18 protein-coding genes, 1 pseudogene and 2 riboswitches are annotated in these 22,634 nt (G+C 65.7%); of the genes and pseudogenes, 5 read left to right on the forward strand and 14 right to left on the reverse strand.

Features of this window, described 5'->3' with window-relative positions:
• Positions 1 to 34 precede the first annotated feature (34 nt).
• The 4 genes from GGD61_RS17620 to hydA are packed head-to-tail and all read right to left on the reverse strand — an operon-like array spanning position 35 to position 4,679.
• A complete protein-coding gene (locus GGD61_RS17620; protein ID WP_092256128.1) occupies positions 35 to 1,471 on the reverse strand; it encodes an NAD(P)-binding domain-containing protein in 1,437 nt (478 codons plus the stop codon).
• Positions 1,468 to 2,217, reverse strand: a complete 750-nt coding sequence (locus tag GGD61_RS17625; protein ID WP_092256131.1) for an SDR family oxidoreductase — start codon at positions 2,215 to 2,217, stop codon at positions 1,468 to 1,470. The genes GGD61_RS17620 and GGD61_RS17625 overlap by 4 nt, the downstream gene beginning before the upstream one ends.
• A gap of 1 nt (position 2,218) precedes the next feature.
• Entirely contained in the window at positions 2,219 to 3,193 is a 975-nt protein-coding gene (locus GGD61_RS17630; protein ID WP_092256134.1) for an NAD(P)-dependent oxidoreductase, read from the reverse strand.
• Between the two features lie 16 nt (positions 3,194 to 3,209).
• A complete protein-coding gene (gene hydA / locus GGD61_RS17635; RefSeq protein ID WP_092256137.1) occupies positions 3,210 to 4,679 on the reverse strand; it encodes a dihydropyrimidinase in 1,470 nt (489 codons plus the stop codon).
• A gap of 55 nt (positions 4,680 to 4,734) precedes the next feature.
• On the opposite strand from hydA, the pseudogene GGD61_RS17640 reads away from it, so the two are divergent.
• Positions 4,735 to 5,396: pseudogene (locus GGD61_RS17640) on the forward strand (aspartate/glutamate racemase family protein).
• Here GGD61_RS17640 and GGD61_RS17645 read toward each other — a convergent pair.
• The 5 genes from GGD61_RS17645 to GGD61_RS17665 form a co-directional block, all read right to left on the reverse strand.
• On the reverse strand, positions 5,393 to 6,061 hold the full coding sequence (locus tag GGD61_RS17645) for a flavin reductase family protein (RefSeq protein ID WP_092256140.1): 669 nt from the start codon (positions 6,059 to 6,061) through the stop codon (positions 5,393 to 5,395). The pseudogene GGD61_RS17640 and the gene GGD61_RS17645 overlap by 4 nt on opposite strands.
• Positions 6,058 to 6,990, reverse strand: a complete 933-nt coding sequence (locus GGD61_RS17650) for an N-carbamoyl-D-amino-acid hydrolase (protein WP_092256142.1) — start codon at positions 6,988 to 6,990, stop codon at positions 6,058 to 6,060. The genes GGD61_RS17645 and GGD61_RS17650 overlap by 4 nt, the downstream gene beginning before the upstream one ends.
• Positions 6,991 to 7,120: 130 nt before the next feature.
• Complete coding sequence (locus GGD61_RS17655) at positions 7,121 to 8,416, reverse strand: aminotransferase class III-fold pyridoxal phosphate-dependent enzyme (protein WP_183230944.1); 1,296 nt, start codon at positions 8,414 to 8,416, stop codon at positions 7,121 to 7,123.
• Positions 8,417 to 8,426: 10 nt separating this feature from the next.
• Positions 8,427 to 10,007 (reverse strand): hydantoinase B/oxoprolinase family protein, encoded by a 1,581-nt coding sequence (locus GGD61_RS17660; RefSeq protein ID WP_177237090.1) that lies wholly within the window; start codon positions 10,005 to 10,007, stop codon positions 8,427 to 8,429.
• Complete coding sequence (locus tag GGD61_RS17665) at positions 10,004 to 12,013, reverse strand: hydantoinase/oxoprolinase family protein (protein ID WP_183230945.1); 2,010 nt, start codon at positions 12,011 to 12,013, stop codon at positions 10,004 to 10,006. Before GGD61_RS17665 ends, GGD61_RS17660 begins: the two co-directional genes overlap by 4 nt.
• Positions 12,014 to 12,600: 587 nt before the next feature.
• Here GGD61_RS17665 and GGD61_RS17670 point away from each other — a divergent pair.
• From GGD61_RS17670 to GGD61_RS17680, 3 genes are all read left to right on the forward strand, one after another.
• The gene (locus tag GGD61_RS17670) at positions 12,601 to 13,425 is read left to right on the forward strand and encodes a helix-turn-helix domain-containing protein (RefSeq protein WP_092256155.1); all 825 of its coding nucleotides are present in this window, start codon (positions 12,601 to 12,603) and stop codon (positions 13,423 to 13,425) included.
• Positions 13,426 to 13,529: 104 nt separating this feature from the next.
• Complete coding sequence (locus GGD61_RS17675) at positions 13,530 to 14,222, forward strand: O-methyltransferase (RefSeq protein ID WP_092256158.1); 693 nt, start codon at positions 13,530 to 13,532, stop codon at positions 14,220 to 14,222.
• 122 nt (positions 14,223 to 14,344) lie between these two features.
• A complete protein-coding gene (locus GGD61_RS17680; protein WP_244550652.1) occupies positions 14,345 to 15,013 on the forward strand; it encodes a siderophore-interacting protein in 669 nt (222 codons plus the stop codon).
• Positions 15,014 to 15,042: 29 nt separating this feature from the next.
• Here GGD61_RS17680 and GGD61_RS17685 read toward each other — a convergent pair whose 3' ends face one another.
• Both GGD61_RS17685 and GGD61_RS17690 read right to left on the reverse strand, forming a co-directional pair.
• Entirely contained in the window at positions 15,043 to 16,482 is a 1,440-nt protein-coding gene (locus GGD61_RS17685; RefSeq protein WP_183230946.1) for a PepSY domain-containing protein, read from the reverse strand.
• A 12-nt stretch (positions 16,483 to 16,494) separates the two neighbouring features.
• The gene (locus GGD61_RS17690) at positions 16,495 to 18,843 is read right to left on the reverse strand and encodes a TonB-dependent siderophore receptor (protein ID WP_177237091.1); all 2,349 of its coding nucleotides are present in this window, start codon (positions 18,841 to 18,843) and stop codon (positions 16,495 to 16,497) included.
• 116 nt (positions 18,844 to 18,959) lie between these two features.
• Positions 18,960 to 19,162: riboswitch (cobalamin riboswitch) on the reverse strand.
• A 72-nt stretch (positions 19,163 to 19,234) separates the two neighbouring features.
• Between GGD61_RS17690 and GGD61_RS17695 the strand changes: the two genes are divergently transcribed.
• Positions 19,235 to 19,807: a histidine phosphatase family protein gene (locus GGD61_RS17695; RefSeq protein WP_177237092.1), complete on the forward strand. Its 573-nt coding sequence runs from the start codon at positions 19,235 to 19,237 to the stop codon at positions 19,805 to 19,807.
• Here GGD61_RS17695 and cobT read toward each other — a convergent pair.
• From cobT to GGD61_RS17710, 3 genes are read right to left on the reverse strand one after another with little or no spacing between them, the layout of a single operon-like run.
• Positions 19,800 to 20,852 (reverse strand): nicotinate-nucleotide--dimethylbenzimidazole phosphoribosyltransferase, encoded by a 1,053-nt coding sequence (cobT, locus tag GGD61_RS17700; RefSeq protein WP_092256173.1) that lies wholly within the window; start codon positions 20,850 to 20,852, stop codon positions 19,800 to 19,802. The genes GGD61_RS17695 and cobT overlap by 8 nt on opposite strands.
• A gap of 10 nt (positions 20,853 to 20,862) precedes the next feature.
• Positions 20,863 to 21,612 (reverse strand): precorrin-6A synthase (deacetylating), encoded by a 750-nt coding sequence (cobF, locus tag GGD61_RS17705; protein WP_092256175.1) that lies wholly within the window; start codon positions 21,610 to 21,612, stop codon positions 20,863 to 20,865.
• Positions 21,613 to 21,658: 46 nt separating this feature from the next.
• Positions 21,659 to 22,336, reverse strand: coding sequence for an energy-coupling factor ABC transporter permease (locus GGD61_RS17710; protein ID WP_092256176.1), 678 nt, complete (start codon positions 22,334 to 22,336; stop codon positions 21,659 to 21,661).
• A gap of 36 nt (positions 22,337 to 22,372) precedes the next feature.
• Positions 22,373 to 22,592, reverse strand: a riboswitch (cobalamin riboswitch).
• Positions 22,593 to 22,634: the final 42 nt, after the last annotated feature.

Raw genomic sequence — 22,634 nt, forward strand, 5'->3', positions numbered from 1 at the left:
GCAGAGGCGCATCGTCGCGGCGGCGCATGGATAATCATCGCGCTTCTCCTATCTTTCCCGCCCTCCGCGTGACCACGGCCTGCGGCACGTCGTAGGCGCTGAGCGAGGCCCAGTGCCGCGCAACATCGGCGCGGAATAGGCCACGCGTCAGGCCGTGGACCAGCTTCGGCACGGCCGTCGTCATCGCGTTGATTGATGACCCCGACGGGCCGAAACTCATGGTCGAGGCGATGGCGAACAGATGGATGTCGGAGATCCAGGGCGTCTCGCCCGGCACGCGCTCGGTGAAGGCGTAATCGTCGGCGAGATAGGGGAAGCGGCCGAGCCGCGCGTTGCGCTCGTTGTCCGGCGGCTGATAACGGTCGGCCCAGGTCGCGATATTGCCAGAAAATCGACTGAGCTCGCCGCGCGCGGCAAAGTTCATATCGATACCGGTGCCGCAGATGACGAAGTCCGCCGCGATGGCGCCAAGCGGCGTGTGCAATTCAATACCTTTTCCGGTCGCGCACGCGGCCTCGAGCGGCGCACCCTCATGCAATGTGAAATTGGCGTGGCGCGCGCAGCGGTCGTAGGTCGCTTGCGGAAATCCTTCCCGCATTTCCAGGATGGCGCGCATGAAGCGCCAACGCCAGGCATCGTCGAGATCGCTGAGGTGGCGCAGGAAGCCGCGGAAGGTCAGCCAGCGATAGGGCTGGATCACCTGGATCTGCTCGCGCCGACAGAGCAGGTGCACCTCACTGGCGCCCGCCTCCAGCGCCGTGGCCGCATTGTCGAACGCTGATGCGCCGGCACCGATCACGGCGACGCGCTTGCCGCGAAGGTTTTCGAAATCGATCTCGTCGGCGACGGTTGCGACCGAACGTGTAGGAAGATCGCGCAGCGGCTCGGGGATCATCCAGCCGCCCATGCCCTCCTGTCCCGTCGCCAGCACGATCTTGCGCGCATGGAGCGTCTCGACTTCTCCGGATCGTTTCACGATGGCAGCCAGCAGGCCATCGGCCGCCGGCGCAATCTCCAGAAGCTCGCAGCCGTTGCGCACAGGCAGGTCTATCGTGCGTCGCAGCCAGAGCAGATAGTCCGCCCAATGCTCGCGCTCGATCAGGCCAAGCCCCTGCCAGCTCTCCTTGCCGAAGCGGGCTTCATGCCAGGACTGATATGTCAGGCTCGGGATATCGAGGTCGGGCCCCGTATAGTCCTTCGGGCTGCGCAAGGTCGGCATGCGGGCATAGGTCAGCCACGGCCCCTCCATCCCCTCCGCGGCCTTGTCGAGCAGCAGGATGTTGCTGACGCGGGAGCGCATCAGACCGAAGCCGATGGCCACGCCGGATTGGCCAGCGCCGACGATGAGCACGTCCAGAGCGGGCTTGCCGTCCGGCCCCATCTTCGGTTCGAGCCAGGCGGCGCCGGGATGCGCGATCCTGGCGAGATCGGCGCGAATGCCCGCTTCGAGCTGTGTCAGCGCATCACTCATGCCGCGAGCCAACCTCCGTCGACCACCATCACCGTGCCGGTCGTGAACGAGGATGCGTCGCTCGCCAGATGCAGCGCGGTCTGCGCGATCTCCTCAGCCACGCCGAACCGCTTCATGGCATGGCGGTTGCGGGAGGCTTCGCGCACCTCGTCGGCATTGCCATGCCGGGCAAAGCTGCGGCGAAGCATCGGCGTGTCGATCGCACCCGGCGCGATGGCGTTGACGCGGATGCCGTCGGTGGCGAAATCCACCGCTATCGTGCGGGTGAGGCTGACGATGGCGCCCTTGGCAGCGATGTAGGCACTGTTGCCCTTGCCGCCGGCGATCGCGAGTTGCGAGGCCAGCGTGATGATGGAGCCGCTGTTCTGCCGCTGCATCTGCGGCACCGCGGCCCGCGCCCACAGCCAGGTGCCACCGACATTGGTGCGGAACACGGCATCCCAATCGTCCGGATCCGTGGTCAGCACCGTGCCGCCGACGGAAAATCCGGCCGCCGTCATCAGGATGTCGAGCCGGCCGTGCCGAGAGACAACGTCGCTTACGACGGTCTCGGCGAATGCGGCATCGCCGACGTCGCCGACATGCGTCGTGGCCTCGCCCACCAAGCGCAACGTCTCTTCGAGCCCTGCGGCATCGCGATCGACCAGAGCGAGATGCGCGCCCTCCTCCGCGAACAGATTTGCGCTGGCCCGGCCGATGCCCGAGCCCGCTCCGGTGATGATGGCCGTGCGCCCCTGCAGCCGCATGTCAGATCCCATCCTTGTGCTGCATCCACCAGGCGCTCATCGCAGCGGCCGACTCCGCGCAGCCGAACCGGGCGCGCCAGCCGAACTCATCGGCCATCCGCTCGACCGACAGTGGCGCCCGATCCCCGCCGTGGAGCTTGATGACGGTTCTTTCTCCCGGCGCGGCCAGCCGGCATTGCAGCCCGGGATGCAACGCCGCAAAGGCCTCGCCCCATTGCAGCGCCGACCAGGCCGCACCGCTGGAGATGTTGTAGAGCCGGTGGCGCGGCCGCTCGGCCTCGATCAGCACCGCCACCGCTTCGGCGGCGTCGGGCGCGTAGGTCCAATCCTTGGTGCCCGGCGCGGGAAGAAGCGCCGGCTCACCGCGGGCGAACTCGGCGAGAATCTGGAACTGGAGGCTTGGCGTATCTCGCACCTTCCCGATCCGTTCCCACGGACCGAACACCGCACTCAAACGTACGCTCAGGAAATCGCCGCCCCACAGCTCGGCAAGGCGTGCCACCGATCGCTCCGAGGTAAACTTGCTGATCGCGTAAAAGGAAACTGGATCGCAGGGCGTCTCCTCGTCCAATACCGGATGGCGCTGCCCCGCAGCACCATAGGCGGAAGCGGAAGAGAGGTTGACCACGCGTCGAACGCCACGGCGGTTCGCCGCGCTCAAGATCGGTATCTGAGCCATCACGTTGATCTCGAGGATATTCGAGGTGACGGACCGTTCGAGCTGGTCCCCGGCCGTTATGGCAGCGCCAAGGACGATCGCATCGCAACCGTTCTTTATGAGCGCGTCGATCCTCTCGACGTCTGTGATCTCGCCCTGAACAATCGTAAGCCGCTCCCGGTGATCGGCAAAGGACCGCTCCGCTCCCGCTGGAAGTTGCTTACGATCATACAGCGTCACCTCGTGCCCGCGCGCGAGCAGCACCTCGGCGAGGTTGAGGCCGACAAAGCCGGTGCCGCCGAAGATGACGATTTTCATCGCGCGCGATCCACGATCACAGCAGTTTGGCCCCGAAATTCCGTTCCGGATCCATGTCGGCGACCAGCCGGCCCGTCGGCTTCGCCGCCTCGCCGCCGCTGCGCGCCAGGAATTTTCCGCTGCCGGCGCTCGCGAGGCACTTGTCGCCGTCGATGATGACCCGGCCGCGCGACAGCACCGACACCGGCCAGCCCTTCAGCTTGCGCCCCGCGAACGGCGTGTAGCCGGTAAGATCATGCATCATCTCGTCCGCAATCGTGACCTCGCGGTTCGGATCCCAGATCGCGATATCGGCATCGGCGCCGACCGCAATCGAGCCCTTGCGCGGGTGCAGATTGTAGATCTTTGCCGGCGCGGTCGAGGTCAGCTCGACGAACTTGTCCAGGCCCAGCCGCCCCTTCGAGACCATCGCGTCGAACAGCAGCGGCAGCCGCAGCTCCAGCCCCGGCAGCCCGTTCGCGACCTGCTTGAAATTGGGGTTGGATCCGGCGCGCAGCTTGCCGGTCTCGTCAAAGCGATAGGGCGCGTGATCCGACGAGATGGTCTGGAGGTCGCCGAGCGACAGCGACTGCCACAGCGCCTCCTGATCTGCATGCGTGCGCGGTGGCGGGCTGCACATCCACTTGGCGCCTTCGGCGCCGGGCTTGTCGAGATCGGCGGCGGTGAGGAACAGATATTGCGGACAAGTCTCCGCGAACACCTTCAGCCCCTGCCCGCGCGAGTCGCGGATCACCTTGGCGCCTTCGGCGGTCGAGACATGGAAGATCATGATCGGCTGGTCGATCAGCGCCGCCATGCCGATCAGCCGGGTGAAAGCTTCCGCTTCCGACACACGGGCATGACTGACGGCATGGTATTTCGGCATGGTGTAGCCGCGCGCGAGCAGTCGCTTGACCATCCAGGCGATGATGCCGTGGTTCTCGGCATGGGCGCACAGCATCGCGCCGGACTGGCGCGCCGCGAGCAGGATGTCGAGCAACGGCTCGTCGTCGACCTTGAGCCGGTCATAGGTCATGAAGATCTTGATCGAGGCGTGGCCCTGCTTCACCAGCGCCGGAATATGCTCTTCGACCGTCTCCTTGGTCGCGTCCGCAATGATCATGTGAAAGGCGTAGTCGATCACCGCGCCCTTCTTCGCCAGCGCGTGATAATCCTCCACCACCTGCGGCAATTTCATGCCGACATGCTGGGCGGCGAACGGGATCACCGTGGTGGTGCCACCGAAAGCGGCAGAGACGGTCGCGCTCTCGAACGTGTCGGCATTCATGATACCGGCGGCCGACAGCTGCTCGATATGGGCGTGGCTGTCGACGCCGCCAGGCAGCACCAACTTGCCGCGCGCATCGATCTCGCGCCTGGCCGCCGGAAGCCCGCGGCCGATGGCCGCGATGGTCTCGCCGGAGATGGCAACGTCGGCCTCGAAGACATCGGTGGTCGTGGCGACGCGTCCGCCGCGGATGATCAGGTCGTAGGTGGGTTCAGTCATGAGGCACTCCGTGATAGGCTTGGGCAAATGATCTCCGTTTCGTAGGAAGACCATCATGTCCCGGCCACGCATTCTCGTCATCAATCCGAACTCCAACCCTGCAGTCACGCAAGGGCTGGAGGAGGCCTTGAGGCCGCTCGGTTTCGAGGGCGGACCGGAACTGGTCTGCCAGTCGCTGGCAGAGGGTCCGTTCGGCATTGAGGCCAGGCCGACGTCGACGGCGTCGCGATGCCGCTGCGACGGCTGGTGGAAAGCGACAACAGCTCTTCGGCCTTCGTCATCGCCTGCTATAGCGATCCCGGCCTTCAGGTCTGCCGCGAAGGCACGGAACGGCCGGTATTCGGCATTGCCGAGTGCGGCGTGCTGACCGCGCTCGCCCGCGCCGAAACGTTCGGCGTCATCGCCATCGCGCAGCGCTCGATCCCGCGCCACATGCGCTATCTCAGGCAGATGGGATTGACCGATCGCCTCGCCGGCGAGCGGCCGCTCAACATGAGCGTCGCGGAGACCGCCTCGGGCGACGGAACACTCGCGAAGATGATCGAAATCGGCCGTGCGCTGCGCGACCAGGACGGCGCCCGCGCCATCGTGATGGGCTGCGCCGGCATGGCGCGCCATCGCCGCCCGCTCGAAGACGCGCTGGGCATTCCCGTGATCGACCCGACACAGGCGGCCGTCACGATGGCGCTGGGCACGGTGCAGTTCTCGGCTCACTAGGCGTCCTTCAGCTCTTTGGCGTCCTGCCGCGCGCGCCATTGCGCGTGGCTCTCGCGCGTCAGCGAAAAGACATCCCGCTGGGTGGTGTAGAGATTGCCGAACATGCGGCCGATCGGCCGATAGGCGTCGAGATCGACATACATGTTGGCCTCGTCGACCAGGCCCTCACGGGCGTGAATCCTGAGCACCTCGCCAACCAGCAGTTCCCGGTCGGGCGAGAAGTTCAGCACCACATGGCGCCGGCATTCCAGCGCAAAGGGCGCTGCCGCGAGGCGCGGCACTTTCACATCGACGGAGGGAAGCGTCGCAAGCCCGGTCGCCGCGACCTCGCTGTCGCCCGAGGGGAAATCGACCGCGCAATCGTTCATCGCCACCGAGAGCGCCTCATCCACCATGTGCACGACGAACTCGCCGTCGCGATGGATGTTGCGGGTGGTATCCTTCGGGCTGTGATCCGGCTTGTGCTGAAGGCCGAGCACGATCAGCGCGGGGCTCTCGGAGAACACGTTGAAGAAGCTGAACGGGGCCGCATTGACCGCCCCGTTCTCGTCCAATGTCGTCACCAGCGCGATCGGCCGCGGCACGATTACGCCGCAGAGCAGCTTGTAGCGATCGCGCGGATCAAGCTCGCGCAAGGATATGCCATTATCCGACATCGGCGTCATTTCTCCGGCGGCGGCACCGCGCCGGTTTGGCTGGTGATCAGGCCGTAATGCTCGATCCGGCGATGCTGCGCGAAATTGAAGATCGTGGTCTTGCCAAACTTTGTGGCATCGAGATCGCAGGGATGGAGCAGGAGTTCATCGTCCTCCGTCCTGGCTTCAGTGACGATCTCGCCGTTGGGATCGACGATCAGGCTGCCGCCGAACAGCGGGTGGCCATCCTCATTGCCGGCCTTGGCGACCGCGACGACCCAGGTCGAATTCTGATAGGCGCCGGCCTGCACCGAGAGGCGGTTGTGAAACAGGCGCTTCTCGACGCCCTCCTCGCTTCGCTCCGCGTTGACGGAGGGCGTGTTGTAGCCGATCAGCACCATCTCGACGCCCTGCAGGCCCATCACGCGATATGTCTCCGGCCAGCGCCGATCGTTGCATATGGCCATGCCGATGATGCCGCCCAGCTCACGCCAGACGTTGAAGCCGAGATCGCCCGGCTCGAAATAGCGTTTCTCCAGATGCTGGTGCGAGCGCTTGGTGTCGTACTCCACATGGCCCGGCAGATGGACCTTGCGATATTTGCCGACGATCTTGCCGGACTTGTCGGTCAGGATCGCCGTGTTGAAGTGATGGCCGTCCGGTGTCAGCTCCGCATAGCCGAAGTTCATCGCCATCTGGTGCTGCGCTGCGCGCTCGAATAGCGGCTTCGTCGCCGCGTTCGGCATCTCACGCTCGAACCAGATGTCGAACTCGGCGCGGTCCTCCGCGTACCAGCGCGGAAAGAATGTCGTCAGCGCCAGTTCCGGATAGACGATCAAATCGGCGCCCTTGCTCTTGGCTTCGTCCATCAGCGCGATCATGCGCCTGACCACGGCCTCGCGGCTGTCGGCCTTCTGGATCGGACCCATCTGGGCGGCGGCAACATTGACGATACGCATCAGCGATTTCCCGGTGATCTCTTGGAGGAAGTGAAAGCTTCAACGAATTGCGGGCGCGTGCAGCATAACGCGGCACCGCCGAAGGTTTCCAGCCGGATGGGTTGGACAGTTTTTGTGGCGCGATCGGCGCTCATCGGTGCTCCTCGTCGGCGACATCGAGGCCATGATCGAGCGCGTCCAGAAGCTGGTCGGCCTCACGTTCGGACATGACGAGCGGCGGTGCCAGGAACAGCGAAACCTGCTCGCCGCTGGTTCCGATCACCGCGCCGGCTTCCAGCGCCCGCGTCGCGACGCGCGAGGCGATCGGCACTTCGGTGGTGTCGGCGTGCCAGGAGCGCCAGTCCGGTCCGTGCAGCTCCACCGTCCAGTGCAACCCTTGCCCCGCCACGCGCTGGACGCTGGGATGTTTCTGCGCGATCGCGAGCAGGCGGCGGCTGAACAGCTCTTCGAGGCTCTTCACATGCTCGAGAATCTTCTCTTCGCTGATGACCTTCAGGTAAGCGCTGACGGCGGCCATGCTGATCGGGTGGCCCCGCAAGGTGCCGTAATTCTGCCAGCTCGTGCCATTCAACCGCTCGACGATCTCTTTCGACACGACGACCGCCGCCACTGCGGCCGCACCGCCACCGAGCGACTTTCCGAGCGTCACGATATCGGGGCGACTTTCGGCGCCCTGAAACGCGAACCAGCGCCCGGCGCGGCCCGCGCCGGTGACGACCTCGTCGGCGATCCGGTATGAGCCCGCTTGTCGCGCGCAGCGCGCCACTTCGTCCTGATAGGCGCCGTCGTAATAGATGCCGCCCTGGGTGTAGTCGATGATCGTCGCCGCGGTATCCGACAGCAGACGCGTGGCGTCGGCCAGATATTCGCGCGGCGGCTTGTTGCTGGCCGGCCCACCGTAGATCGCGCCATCCGGCGCCGGCAGGATTCGCACCGGCGCCATCGGCGCCGGTAGCCTGGAGCCGCCGGAGTGCACCGCAAGGCCGCCATGCCATTGCGGCTGCACGGTCATGCTGCGCGACAGGCCCGTGATGCCGTGATAGGCACGCTCACGCGTCGCTAGCGCCGAGCGCTGCGTCAAGGCCTGGCAGAGCGACAGCGCCATGTCGTTGGCCTCGCTGCCGCTGATGCAGAAGCGCACTGCGCCAACCCAATCCTCCTCGCCGCCGAACGCCGTCGCCATCAAATCGTCGGCGGCCTGCTCGCGGCCGACCCAGGTCCAGCCCTCGTTGACGACGGGCGTATCCGCCGCGCGGCGGATCGCCTCCACCATCGCGGGATGACGGTGACCGAGACCGCCGCCGGTGTTGCTGCCGTCGATGAGCTTGCGGCCGTCCGCAAGATGAAAATAGACGCCCTCGCCGCCGACCACGGCCATAGGCGCGTTGTCGCCCGCGTTCAGCCCGGTTCGCAACAATTTGCTCATCGCAATCCCTTCACTCCGCAGCTTCAGCGCCGTAGCCGCCGCCGCCGCAAGTCTCGACGGTGACGAGATCGCCGTGCTGCAGCACGAGGTTGGATTTGCCGTCGATCGCGACGTTTACGCCCTGCCTGACAAGCGAGATGCGACAGGCCTTGCCGGGTTCACCGCCCTGCATGCCGAACGGGGGAATCACCATGCGCTCGATGCAGGTGGTCAGATGCATGGACGGAGCCAGAATGCGGTAAGCGCGCACGACGCCATCGCCGCCGCGGTGGACGCCGGCGCCGCCGGATTGCCGGCGGATGGCCTGCTGCTCGAGGCGGATCGCGTAGTTCGCTTCGATCACCTCGACCGGCGTGTTCGAGGTGTTGGACAGATGCACCCGGGTCGCCGAGATGCCGGCCCGGTCGTGACGCGCGCCTTCGCCGCCGCCGTGGACCTCGTAGAGCATCTTCCAGGAACCGTCCTGCCGCGGCTGCGCAAAGAACAGGACGCCTGCGGTGGTGGCGCCGCCCGCCGACAATCGTTCGGGGATGGTGTCCTGCATGGCGCGGAAGATCGCATCGACGATGCGCATCGACGTCTCGTGGTTGCCGGCGGCGACGGAGGCCGACCAACCCGGCTCCAGGATCGAGCCCGGGCGGGTGATAATGGTCAGGGGGCGCAGCGCGCCGGCATTCTGCTGCATGTCGCGCCCGCTCATGATGCGCGCGGCATAGGCGACGGCCGAACGCGCCATGAACGGCGTCGTGTTGCAGAAATTCGAGACGCGGTCACAGCTCCCCGAAAGGTCGAAGGTCGCCTCGTCGCCGGCAATGGTAATCTTGACGTGGATACGCGCGGGCGCGTCGTTCGCGCTGCCGTCGTCGAGATGATCTTCGCCTTCGTAGATCCCGTCCGGCAAGGCGCGCAACGCCTCGCGCATCTCGATTTCGGAGAGATCGTGCAGGCGCGACTGCGTCGCGGTGAACACCGCCTTGCCGTGCTCGCGGCAGAGATCGACGATGCGCCGTTCGCCGGCTTTGGTTGCCGCGATCTGCGCGAGAAGATCACCCTCGCAGGATTCGGCGTCGCGGACGTTGGCCTTGAGCAGCTGCACGATCGGCGCGATGACGCCGGCTGCGGTCGCGATCAGCACCGGCGGGATACGCATCGCCTCCTGGAACGTGTCGATGGCTTTTGCAAAATAGCTGCCGGGCCAGGTGCCGCCGATATCCGGCCAGTGCGCGAGGCTGACCGCGAACGCCACGATCTCGCCATCGACGAAGACGGGGCGCACGACCTTGACGTCGTTGAGATGATTGCCGCCGAGCGCGCCGACATTGTAGATCAGCACGTCGCCGTCGTTCAGGCTGTCGCGCGGCACCACCTTCAGCAATTCGGGGACCGTGTAAGCCATCGCGCCAAGGTGGATGGGGATGTCGCGGCCCTGCCCGACCAGGCCGCCATGGCCGTCCGTGATCGCCGACGACAAATCGCCGGCCTCGCGCAGCAGCGGCGAGCGCGCCGACCGCGTCATCACCAGACTCATTTCCTCGGCCGCAGCGGAGAGACCGTGCCGGATGACCTCGACGACGAACGGATCGAGCTTCATGTTGCCCTCCGCGTCAGGAACAGATTGCCTGCGGCATCGGGCCTCGCCTGCCAACCCGGCGGCACCACCACGGTCGACCAGGCGTCTTCAATGATGGCTGGGCCGCGGACGGTGTCGGCCAGCGAGGCACGGTCGATGATCCCTGTCGCGATGTCGGGGTAGCCGTCGAACGAGCAAAGGCGCGTGCCTGACGACATCGCCCTCGCCGCTGTCGCCGGCCGGCTCACCACCGTTGTCGACGGCCGGCGCGCCTGCACCCGCACGGATTCGATGACGCAGGGCTCGCTCGTCGCATAGCCGAAGAGTTCGTGATGCCGCGCCAGAAAATCGCTCTTGAGCCTGATCACGTCGAGCGGCAGTGCGAGCGGGACTGGAATGGCGTCGTTCTGCGCCGCGTAACGCATCAGCGCCACCAGCTCGATTTCGATCTCCGCCTTCGCGACACCGTTGGCGATCAGCGGCGCCGACGCATCGTCAATGAGCGCCCCTATGCGCTCCGATACGCGTACGAGATCGATGCCGTCGAGACCGGCGCGCAAGGTCTGCTGCTGCAGGAAGCTGAAGTCGGCGGTGAGACAGCCCAGCGCCGAGAACGCGCTCGATGCGCTGGGCACGACGACCTGCGCAATCCCGTAGAGATCGGCGAGCCCCGCGGCATGCATGGGGCCACCACCGCCGAAGGCGAGCAGCGTACAGTCGCGCCCGTCGATGCCGCGCTCGACCGTGACGCGGCGCAGCGCGCGGGCCATCGTCGCGTTGGCGACCTTGATGATGCCGAGCGCCGTTTCGGTCAGGCTCAGCCCCAACGCCCGCGCGATCGGCTCGATGACGCGCCTGGCCGCCTGGACGTCGATGCCGATCCGGTCGCCGAGTTTGGTTTCGGGATTGAGATAGCCGAGCACGGCGTTGGCGTCGGTGATGGTTGGCTCGGTGCCGCCGCGGCCGTAGCAGGCCGGACCCGGCTCGGAGCCGGCACTCTCCGGCCCGACGGTCAGACCACCCGGGCCGTTGCGCACGATCGATCCGCCGCCCGCCCCGATGGAGTGAACCGCGAGCATCGGCTGGCGCAGCGGCTTGTCGCCGAGCATGCGGCCGTCGGTCATCTCGGCCTGGCCGTCGACGATCAGGCAAACGTCCGTCGTGGTGCCGCCCATGTCGAAGGTCAGCATGCGCGGCGTGCCGAGCTGGCGCGCGATGCTGACCGACGCCGAGACGCCGGCGGCCGGGCCCGACATTGCCATCACAAGCGGGCGACGTTTCACCGCGGAGATCGGGATCATCGCGCCGGCGGAATGAAACACCTGCAACCCCGGCCCGATCGGCAGCCGCTGCTCCAGCTCGCTCAGATATTCCACCGCAATCGGCATCGCGGCGGCGTTGAACACGGTCGCCGAGGTCCGCTCATATTCGCGTGCCTCGGGATTGACCTCGTGCGACAGCGAGACATGGGCGACGACGTCCTTGAGGCGCTCGCCGAGCATTTTTTCGTGCACCGGATTGGCATAGGCGTGAAGCAGAGCCACCGCGACGCTCTGAACGCCGGCCTCCTTCAGCCAGGCCACCAGGCGCTCGATCTCCGCTTGTTCCAGCGGCTTCAGCACGCGTCCCTCGTGATCGAGGCGCTCGGCGAGCCCGAAGCAGCGCTCAGGCGGCACGAGCGGCGGCGATTTCGGCGGAACGTCGAGACGGTAGAGATCGCGGCGGCGATAACGCGCAATCTCGAGCACATCGGCAAAGCCCTCGGTCGCAACCAGCGCCACCTTCGGCAGCCGGCCCTCGACGATAGCGTTGGTCACGCGCGTGGTGCCGTGGACGAAGCGCCTGACCTCGCTTTTGCGCAGGCCCACCGCCTCGATCGCTTCCAGCATCGCCTGAACCGGAGCGCCGGGGCGCGACGGCACCTTTGCGATCCGCGCCTCCGATGAATCGCGCCGGATCGCGATGATATCGGTGAAGGTGCCGCCGATATCGGTGCCAACCTCCCAGTGATTTTCGGAGGAGCTCATGTGCGGGGGCAGCGACGCATGAGGTCCGAACCGGACGCCGGGCTGTTACCGTCCATCGCGACATCCAATGCCCAACCGAGAGCGCTCATCATGCATCCCTTGTCTTGCCATTGTCCGCGAGTGTGCGACAGAGCGGTCAGGTCGGGATAGAGCCAGAGTTGTCGCAAACCACCGGGCCGGCGCCGCGAGCCGCAAATTCGGTTGCACGTTTTGGTGCAGCTCTGCCCGCGCGGAGAGCATGCAGATGTCGACTGCTGAACACCAGCAAAGTGCATCGCACCACGGGTTTTTCGGCGCAAACCGTCACGTCCGTTGCAGTGCAATCGCAACGTCAAAGATCATCTGTCTAATTTGCAGGCGATCGGACGCGAGGTTGGTATCCTATGAGCTATGCACGGCAGGCGGCACAGCCTTTCTTTATTGTACGGTCAGTAAGCGAGGATATCGTCTCGCAAGCAGCGCCGCGATCCGGTGGGACGAGCTCGTTAGAAACCATCGAGATTCGAACGTCCTGCGTTGAAAGTCGCGATCGCGGGCCAGATATTGCCTGAACCCGCCAGTCATGTTCGGATCGACCATCGCCTGCCATGCCCTTCTTCCGGCTCAACGACGACCATATGAACCCCGATGATCTCGGGGATTTCGATCCTGAAACCGTGCCGCGCGCCGTTGCCGCTTTCGGGGGCCAGATGGTCACCAAGGGCATGGAGCTGGCCATGCACGAGCATCGCAAGGACGAGCTCGTCCTGACCACGCGCGGCCTCGTCAGGCTGGAGGCCGGACACGGCGTCTGGATCGTCCCGCCGCGCTGTGCGGTGTGGATTCCCGGGCATGTTCCGCACAGCGTCAGCGTCGCCGGCGACGTCGAGATGCATTGCCTGTTCGTCGAACCGGAGGCGGTACCGGCGCTGCCGCGGCAATGCTGCGCGCTGACGATCTCGCCCTTGCTCGAGCGTTTGCTGGTGCATGCCACCCACATGCCGGTGATGTACGATCTCGACGGCGCCGACGGCAGGATCGCCGCGGTGTTGCTCGACCAGCTGTCGCTGGCTCCCGCCGAAGAGCTGCTCTTCCCGATGCCGGCCGATGCCAGGCTGCGCCGGATCGCCAGCGCGATGATGACTGATCCTTCCGATCGCGCGACGATCGAGGATTGGAGCCGGCGCATGGCCGTCGCCCCGCGCACCCTCACCCGCATCCTGCAACGCGAGACCGGCATGAGCTTCGGCCGCTGGCGCCAGCAGCTCCACATCCTGATCGCGCTTCAGCGCCTCGACCAGGGCGCATCGGTTCAAGCGGTGGCGCTCGATCTCGGCTATGAGGGGGCCAGCGCCTTCGTCATCATGTTCCGCAAGGCGCTGGGCAAGCCGCCGGCGCGATATCTGGCCGAACGCCGCATCGGCGCACACTGACCGGAATTCGCAATCGATTGTCCCGTTCGCGGAATGCGGTCTGAGGGACCATTTCGTATCCAGGCTCCGAAGCGCCCGGCGGGCGCATTAAGGAGCCGACCGACATGGATTCACTCAGCAAGGGCGCCGTCGCCGACGTCCTCCTTCGTCTTCACCAGGAAGCGGAGGTCGCCGACGGACAACTGATGCAAACCTTCGCGAACGAAGCGAAGAGCCGGGATGAGATCATCAGCAAGACCATCGCCGCCGAGAGCCGTGATCTGAACGAAGTCTATCGTGGACTTGCGGACAATTTCCTGAGCGTCTCTCCGCGGTTCGGACGCTTCCTCTACATGTGCGTCCGTGCCACCAAGGCACAGCGCATCGTCGAGTTCGGCTCCTCGATGGGGATTTCCGCGATCTACATGGCGGCGGGCCTGCGCGACATCGGTGGCGGCCGTCTGATCGGGACCGATCTCGAACCCGGCAAGATCGAGCGGGCGCAAGCGAACCTTGCCGCCGCGGGGCTCGCCGACCTCGTCGAGTTCAGGCACGGCGATGCGCGCCAAACGCTCAGCTCCGGCCTCGGCGGCGAGGTCGACATGGTGATGCTCGATGGCGCTTTCACTCTCTATCTTCCCATTCTCAGGCTGCTGGAGCCGCACCTGAAGCGCGGCGCGCTCATCGTCGGCGAGAACGCGCTCGAGGAAGCTTCGGGCTATATCGACTACGTGCGCGATCCCGAGAACGGCTACCTCTCACTATCGCTGCCGTTCGAGCCGGGACGTGGCAACGAATTCACGATCAAAGCCAGATGATCGGCACGGCGGTGAACCCTGTGATGGAGCCAAACTTGAACGAGCCCGCTCACGAGCCACAAACGTCCGAGCCATCGCGGGCACCGCAGGGACGGCTCACGCGGATGTTGCTGCGATGGCTGATGCGTCCTGCACACGTTGCCGGCGTCAGGACGCTCTCGCCGCATTTCCGGCTCGTCGAGCTCGAAGGCGAAGCGCTGGAGAACGTCGCCTGGACGGCCGGCGACAAGATCCAGGTCGCGATGGGCTCGGGCCTGAGCGCGCGCACCTATACGCCGATGTCGTGGGACGCCGGCAACGGCAGAACGCGGCTGCTCGCCTTTGCACATGGCGATGGCCCCGGCAGCCGCTGGGCCAGCGGCTTGCGCGCGGGCAACGCCTGCCAGTTCTTTGGTCCACGCCGCTCGTTCGACCTCGCGGACCTCGGAGCGCCCATCGTTCTGTTCGGCGATGAAACCTCGTTCGGCCTTGCGGCCGCGTTGCGCGACAGCCTACAGGCTGGCGGCGCGCTCCATCTGTTCGAGGCCGCCGATGTCGCGGAGTCGAGACTGGTGCTGGATTCCATCGGCCTCGGCCAGGCCAGATTAATCGCACGCAGTGCCGATGACACCCATCTTGCAACTGCAGAATCCGAGCTGCTGCGTCTTGCCGCAAACGGCGCACAGTTCGTCCTGACCGGCAAGGCACCCTCGATCCAGCGCGTCGGCCGCGCCCTGAAGGCCGCCGGCGTCGCATCATCGCGGATCAGAGCGAAAGCCTATTGGGCACCGGGCAAGACCGGTCTGGATTAGAGAGAGCCGATATAACCGCCGGCCCTCGGTCAGGACATGCGCGTCGGTCGGGGCCGCAGACGCCGCCAGCCAATCGCGATCCCGGTGACGGAGAACACCAGTCCCAACACACAGAGTCCGACGATGATGGTATCGCGCAGACGCGGGTGCGCCACCAGAAGGGGAAAATCGAGGGTGTGGAGCGCGCTGTAGAGCCAGCGATAGGCCCGCCGCGAGGCATCCAGCCTTTGCAGCACACTGCCGTCGGCACCGTCGATATCGAACCAGAGGTCGCCGCAGCGCGAACGGTAGACGGGCGCACCGGCAATAGCCGATTGCGCGGGGTAATCGTCGTTGCCAGCAAGAACGGACGCCGCGCCGCAGCCGGCAGCAAGGTGCGCCACGAGACTCTGGATCTCATGCACGTCCAGAAATTCCGTTGGTCCGTCGCGGGACGCGTCCCCTGCTTTGATCAAGACCTGATGGTCAAGGCTCACCCGATCGCGGCGATAGACGTTGCCGTTGAAGGCAAACCATTCGATCTCCCGGGCCGAGGGCGATATCGGCTGCCGATCGAGCCATGAGGCAGCCGCCCAATCAAGCGGCGCGTTCATCACGCCGGATTCGGCCAAGGTCAATTGTCCGCGCGAGAACAGCCGGCCGTGATCCATCGAGAGCCAGCCGCTGAGACTCCATGTCAGCACGAACATTGTTGCCGCGAGGCCAATGACGTGGTGCAACGCGTGCCAGCCACGATAGGGCGAGGACATCCGGCGCCCTCGCAGCTTCACCCGCGCGATCCCGAGCACCGCACCAAGCATTGCCGCGATCAAGGCCAGCAATGACAGCGTCCAGACGACGCGATCCCACAGGAGCCGGTTGCTTCTCAGGACCGTCGGATAAATCCAGTGCAGGACACTACCGGCCCAATTCCAGCCCCGCTCGCGCCGCGTCGTATCCAGGACGATCTCGCCGGTGGGCGAGGAGACATAGACTTCCGTCCCGGCAGCATCGCCGAAGGCCACGCGAAACAGCGGCCGATGGCGATCGAAGCCGTTCGGCACGCTCCACTGATCATAGTCCGGACGGGCAACGACCGCGGCCTGCACGGCATCGAGCCCGCGATTGCGCGCGTGCTCCCGCGCAATCGCAAGGACGGTATCGGCAATTGCGACCGACGCATCCGCTCCGTCGGAGGCGCGGACCGCGCGCACGCGCGATGATCCCGACACGATGTAGACCGCTGCATCGCTCCGCTGGATCAGCCGGACGCGCACGGCGTCCGCGACCCCGCTCACAGCGACCGCCGCCGCAACCGGGATCCTCGCCGCTTCGCGATCCACCGGCGCCAGGCCGGCAAACCGTTCCGCTTCCGTCAGCGACGGAAACGGCACGAAGTGCATCACGATCCCCGTCGCGAACCACATCGCGAACAGCAGGCAGAACGCGATCCCGAGCCAGCGATGCGCAAGGACGATCGCGCCCATCATGCGTTCATGATCCTACCATTTGAACGCGGCCGAGAGCTCGTAGGTCCTAGGCGCGCCGAGCAGGATCTGGTCGGGATAGAACGGATCGCCCCAGATCGCATAGCGCTTATCGGTGATGTTGCGGACGCGGAAGGTCAGGCGGGCCTGATCGACCGCGTTGAACACCGTCTTGGGAATGTCGACGAAGGCATAGACGTCGGCGACGGTATAGGCCTTCATCGTCACGACATTGGCATCGGTGTTGTAGCGGTCGCCGACATGGCGGCCGACGATGCCGAGCTCTACCGGCCAGGGCGTGAAGAAGCGCCAGGACGCGCCAGCATTCGCCACAATGCGCGGCACGTTCGGCGGCGTATTGCCGGAGAACGAGCCGCCGGCGAAATTGTAGTCGGCATAGCGGGCATCGACATAGGCGATGTTGCCCCACAGACGCAGCGGATCGATCGGACGAACCGAAGCGGCAAGCTCGACGCCCTTGGATTCCTGGCGCCCGGCGATGTTGAGCGCCATGCCGCCGGCCGCGGCATAGACGTTCTTGCGCACGATGTCATAGGCCGAGAACGACCACTCCGCCCGGTTGTCCCAGAACAGGTGCTTGACGCCGGTCTCATAGGTACGCGCGGTCGTCAGGTCGAGCGGCTGGGTCGGCAACAGCAGGAAGCTGGTGTTCGCGGAGACGTCGGCGCCGGTGGCGTACTGACTGAAGAAGATCAGGCCGGGCACGGCCTCCCAAGTGTAACCGATGCGGCCCGTCACCGGCGCCCAGTCTTTCGTGAACGGAAAGCCGGCTCTCACAAGCCCGGCGGAATCGGTCGAATTGCGGTCGAGCCCGATATGCTCGACGCGCAGGCCGCCGATCAGCGCGAAGGTCCGCGTCAGCTTCAGCCGGTCCTCGAACGACAGCGCCTCGTTGTTGATGCGCGCGGTCTGCTGCTGCGTCGTGAGCGAGCCGTAAAAGCCGCGGTTGGGATCGACCAGCGAGACATAATCGTTCGGGAAATTTGCCGCGCCCGGCCTGACGAAGTCGAGATAGCTCGATGACAACGTCGTGACCAGCCGATTGTCGAAACCCGCGATATCAGCGTCCCAGATCAAATCGGTGATGTTGCCGACGAGGCGCTGGCTGTGCGCGACATAGAAGCGCTCGCGATACACCTGGTTGTTGGTGGAATCGAACGCCTCGATCTCGTTGTTGAACCAGGTGCGCTCGGCGCCGTAGCCATAGGCTTGACTCTTCAGCGTCAGGTCCGGCGCCAGCTTCAGCTCGAAGCCGCCGCGCAGCCACACCTCCTGCGCGACATTGCGATTGTCGAGGACGTTGTAGTTGGTATTGAAGGTGCGGTCGTCGATCGTGACCGCGCCAAGATCAGTCCTATTGAAGTAATTACCGGAGACGATCCTCGTCGTCGCGTGCGAGCCGCTGAAGGCGATCGGCACCAGCGGCGCGCCCCAATAGGCTTTCGAACGGTCCTCGCGATACTCGATCGCGCCCCAGATCTTGAGACTGTCGGAGATGCGGTAATTGAGCTGGCCGGACACATCGAGCATCTTGGTATTGGTGTCGTCGGCAAAGCCGTTGAGCGCGGAACGGCTGATGTCGAAGCGATAGTCGAGGCCTTGGACGTTGGTGCTGCCGCCCGAGCCGTAATGCGCGCGGAACGAATTCAGCGAATCCCAGGAGAAATCAGCTTCGTTCCGGATCGGTCCCGTGTGCGGCTGCTTGGTCACAAAATTGATCGCGCCGCCGGCGGCGCCTTCACCCGAGATCAGCGATGCCGGGCCCTTCAGGAATTCCACGGCCTCCAGATTGGCGGTGTCCATGATCCGCGAGGTCATGTTCTGCGGGCCGATCTTGATGCCGTTGTAGAGCGTGTTGATCTGGCTGTTGGTGAAGCCACGCATCGAGAAGGCGGAAGGTTCGGCCGGGTTATCGCCGGCGGTGACGCCGACCGCGCCCTGGGCCACGTCGGACACCGTGCGATAGCCCTGCTCGCGCATGGTCTCGGCGGAGATCACCTCGACGGTCGCGGGCGTCTGTCGCACCGTCAGGCCGAGCCGCGAAGCGCTTTCGGCGACGGCATTGCTGTTGAGCGGCGTCGGGGGTGCCGTAGCCGGCACGACGGGCTTCGGCATCGCTGCCGCGGCCGCCGGCCTGCGCGCTGCTTGCCGGTGCGCGCTCTGCGCCTCCCGGGCGGCAGGCTTGGCCTGCTTGCGGGATTGGGCCGGCGATACTTCGACGGGCGGCAGGGGTTCCCGGGCCTGCTGCGCCAGCGCAGCGGGCAGATCGAGTGCGGCAAGGGATGTGAGCGCAGCGGATGCGAGCAGGAATTGTCGCGGTCGTACGATACGGATGGAAGACACGGTTTTCGGACCTCGGTATGACGTCAGTGGCACGTCACAGCGAACGAGGTCTCACCTTTTGGCTCTTCAGCCGTCCGATGAAGCCGAATGTCTGTACTCCCCGACCGACATCTTCGCGTGTGACCACGGCTGACGGCAGGTCTCCTGGCTCGCGGGTCATCACCACTTCGTCGCCTTCCCGGGACCGAGGACCCAGTGGCTTCTGACGAAGGATTATCCGCTCACAGTTGCGGGGGCAGCCACGGCGTTGGGGACAATGTCCCCGCACCGTATTCCCTTTTCATCCCCTCTCGGGGAAACCGTCGCGAGCATCTAGGATTACCATCACAACAGAGTCAATGTGCCAGTTGCGGCGTTATGGCCACAACGACCAACTTCCTTGGAGATGAGCATGGAAGGCGAGACCTTCCTCTGGTTGATACGGCACGCGCCCGTCGCGGGCGTCACAGGCACCATCCATGCCGCCGACGCGCCGGCCGATCTCAGCGATCGCGTGCAACTGGACGCTGTGCGACGGCGCCTGCCACCGGATGCCGCCGGCTATGCCAGCCCGTCGCGGCGCACGATCGAGACGGCACGCGCGCTGGGGCTCGAACCGAAGCTGGTCAGTGAATTCCGCGAGCAGGATTTTGGTGACTGGACCGGCCACCGCCATGACCAACTCGAGGCGACCCGCGGTGAGGCCTATGCGCAGTTCTGGAGCGATCCGGCTGGCGGACGGCCGCCCGGCGGCGAAAGCTTTGCGGATCAGGTCGCGCGTGTCCGGCTGGGCCTGTCGCGGATCGCAGCCGGATCGGCCACGCTCGTAGTGCATTCCGGCACCATCCGCGCCGCGCTCTGCATCGCGCTGGATCTGACGCCGCAGGCCGCCTTGCGCTTCGTGGTCGATCCGCTGTCGCTGACCCGGATCGATCGCCTCGCGAGCGGCTGGCGCGTCGTCTCCGTCAATCAGCCGATCAGTTAGGTCTGTCAGGCACATTGGCCTGCGCAAACGTCGCCATGCCGTTGTGAAGGCTACAAGCGAGCCGCACCAGCGGCAGCGCGATGGCGGCGCCCGATCCCTCGCCGAGCCTGAGATCGAGGCTGATCAACGGCTGCACGTTCAGCGCGCGCAACACCAGCCGATGCCCCTGCTCCGCCGATTGATGCGACGGCAGCAGGAACGGCTGGCACGACGGATTGAGTCGCACTGCTGCGAGCGCTGCCACCGATACGATGAAGCCATCGATCAATACGGGAATACGGCGCTGCGCCGCCGCAATGATCGCACCTGAGATCGCCGCGATCTCGAGGCCGCCGACGGCACACAGGATTTTTTCGGGCGAGGCGCCGCCAACGCCGTGACGCGCGATCGCCGCGTCGATCACGCGGGCCTTATGTGCGCGGCCGGCCGCATCGACGCCGGTGCCGCTGCCCGCGATCTCTTCGGCGCTGATGCCGAGCAGGCCTGCAGCAATCGCCGCCGACGTCGTCGTGTTGCCGATCCCCATCTCGCCGAAGATCAAGAGATCGGGCTGATTGGCTTGCGCGCGCGCAACCGCGCGCTGGCCGACCTCGAAGGCATACGCCAGCTCGGCGGGTGCGAGCGCGGCTTCGACGCTGAAATCGCGCGTGCCATGGCGCGGCTTGTCGGAGATGACACCCGCCATCGCCTCTGTTGCTAGCGTGCCGGCATCGACGACGTCCAGGCTCGAGCCAAGCTCGCGCGCCAGCACCGAGATCGCGGCGCCGCCGGAGGCAAAATTCGCCATCATCGCGATGGTCACGGCTTGCGGATAGGCCGAGACGCCCTGCGCGACGATGCCGTGGTCGCCGGCGAAGACAATGATCGGCACCCGTGCGGCACGCGGCTGTTCGGTCGCCTGCAGGTCCGCAAGCTCGATTGCGAGCTGCTCCAGCCGGCCGAGTGCACCGGTCGGCTTTGTCAGTTGCGCCTGCCGTGCGATCGCGGCCTCGCGATGCACGGCGGAGACATCGGGGCAATTTCGGGTGACCCATTCGGGGAGCATGCTGCCTCGCTTACGGCCTGCGCTTGAGAATGTAGCTGTCCATGATCCAGCCATGCCGCTCGCGCGCTTCCTGCCGCGCCGCAACGATGCGCGGGCCAACCTCGGCGAGCACGCCGGACATGACGATCTGGTCGGGCATGCCGAGATAGGCGCCCCAATAGATTTGAATCCCGGCTGGATCAAGCGACTGGAATGCCGTGCCGCCGTCGAGCATTACAACAACGGTATCCACCCCTGCCGGCCAGCCGCCTTCGCGCAAACGCCGCCCCGTCGTGACCAGAAAGGGCTCGCCGATGTCGTTGAGCGGCAGCGCATGCGCCGCGCACAGCGCCTGGATCGAGGTGATGCCGGGCACGACCTCGATGTCAGGCAGGGGATTGAGCCGCCGCGCAATCCGCAGCGAGGAGTCATAGAGGGAAGGGTCGCCCCAGATCAGCAGCGCAACCTTGCCCTCGCCTTCGAGATGGTTCGCAATCGCTTTCGACCAAGTCGCGGCAACCGCATCGTGCCAATCGTCCACGCCCTTGCGGTATTCCGCCTCACCTGCGTCGCGCACGGGAAGGTCGAATTCAGCGATGGCTGTGTTATCGCCGGTGAGTACATTCGCGCAGATCGTCCGCCTGAGATCGGCGAGATCGGACTTCGCGGCACCCTTACGCGGAATCAGGACGAGGTCGGCGGCGTTGATCGCTTGAACAGCGGCGCGCGTCAGCTGGTCGGGATCGCCGCAACCGATGCCTATCAGGGAGAGCGTGAGCATCGCGAACGCGACGGGCGGCCCTGCTGGCCGCCCGTTCGCTTATCTCTCAGGCCGCGTTATGCAGGCGCGGGGTGACGAGACCGGGCGCGGTGACGCCGCGCAGCGACTTCGCCAGTGCCAGCACCGCGAGATCGGCCAGCGGCTCGATTACGATGACGAGCGCATAGGACGCCGCGAACGTCGCGATGTTGGCGAGGTTGCTCATCGCAAAGCCCGAGCCATAGAGCGCCCAGAACGCCACCCAGGCGATCACGCCGGCCTGGTAGGTCGTCGAGAGCGCCAACGCCTGCCGATACTTCAAATCGACATAGGCGGTGTTGCGCGAGATGATCCGTGTGGCGATCGCCTGGATCGCGAACAGCGGCACCAGCAGCGTCGTGACGTTCATGCCGTATTGCGGGATGTCGACCGGCTCGAAGAATACGCCCTGGAGCAGCAGGCCGAATGCGAGGCCGAAGGCCGCGGGCGCTGCGCCGAACAGCAGGAACAGTGTCGAGCCGAGAATGAAGTGCACCTCGGAGACGCCGACCGGGAAGTGCGGCAGGATCTCGAAGAAGATGAACACAAGGACTGTGGTGGCGAGCGTCCGCGCTGCGAACGACGTGATGCCCTGCTCACGCACGGTCTCCACCGCAAGCTTCAGCGCAACGCCGCCTGCGGCGATGCCGGTTGCGTAACTCAACACGAGCTTGGCGCCCGTCACGACCCCGGGTTCGATATGCATGGCTCAATTCCTTCCTGCCGTCACACCCGACGGCCTTGGCCTCAAAACGTGCAGGGCCGGTCTCCTGGCTCGCGGTTCCCCGGGATTTCCGGCCTTCCCGGACCTTGCGGCCCAGTGGCTGATCGGAGTCCCTCACCGCTTACAGTCGCGGGGGCGGCTGGGGTTTTGGGCGCCGCAACTGGGTCCGCCCACCCCCATTCCCGATTATGCTCCGGCGCTTTGCGCCGCGTCGAGCACCATGCTTCTCTTGTGTGCCCCTTTCGCTGAGCCTGCGTCAAGGGGCGAACGGCGGCCAAGG

The sequence above is a fragment of the Bradyrhizobium sp. SBR1B genome, assembly GCF_014198205.1.
Taxonomy (GTDB): domain Bacteria; phylum Pseudomonadota; class Alphaproteobacteria; order Rhizobiales; family Xanthobacteraceae; genus Bradyrhizobium.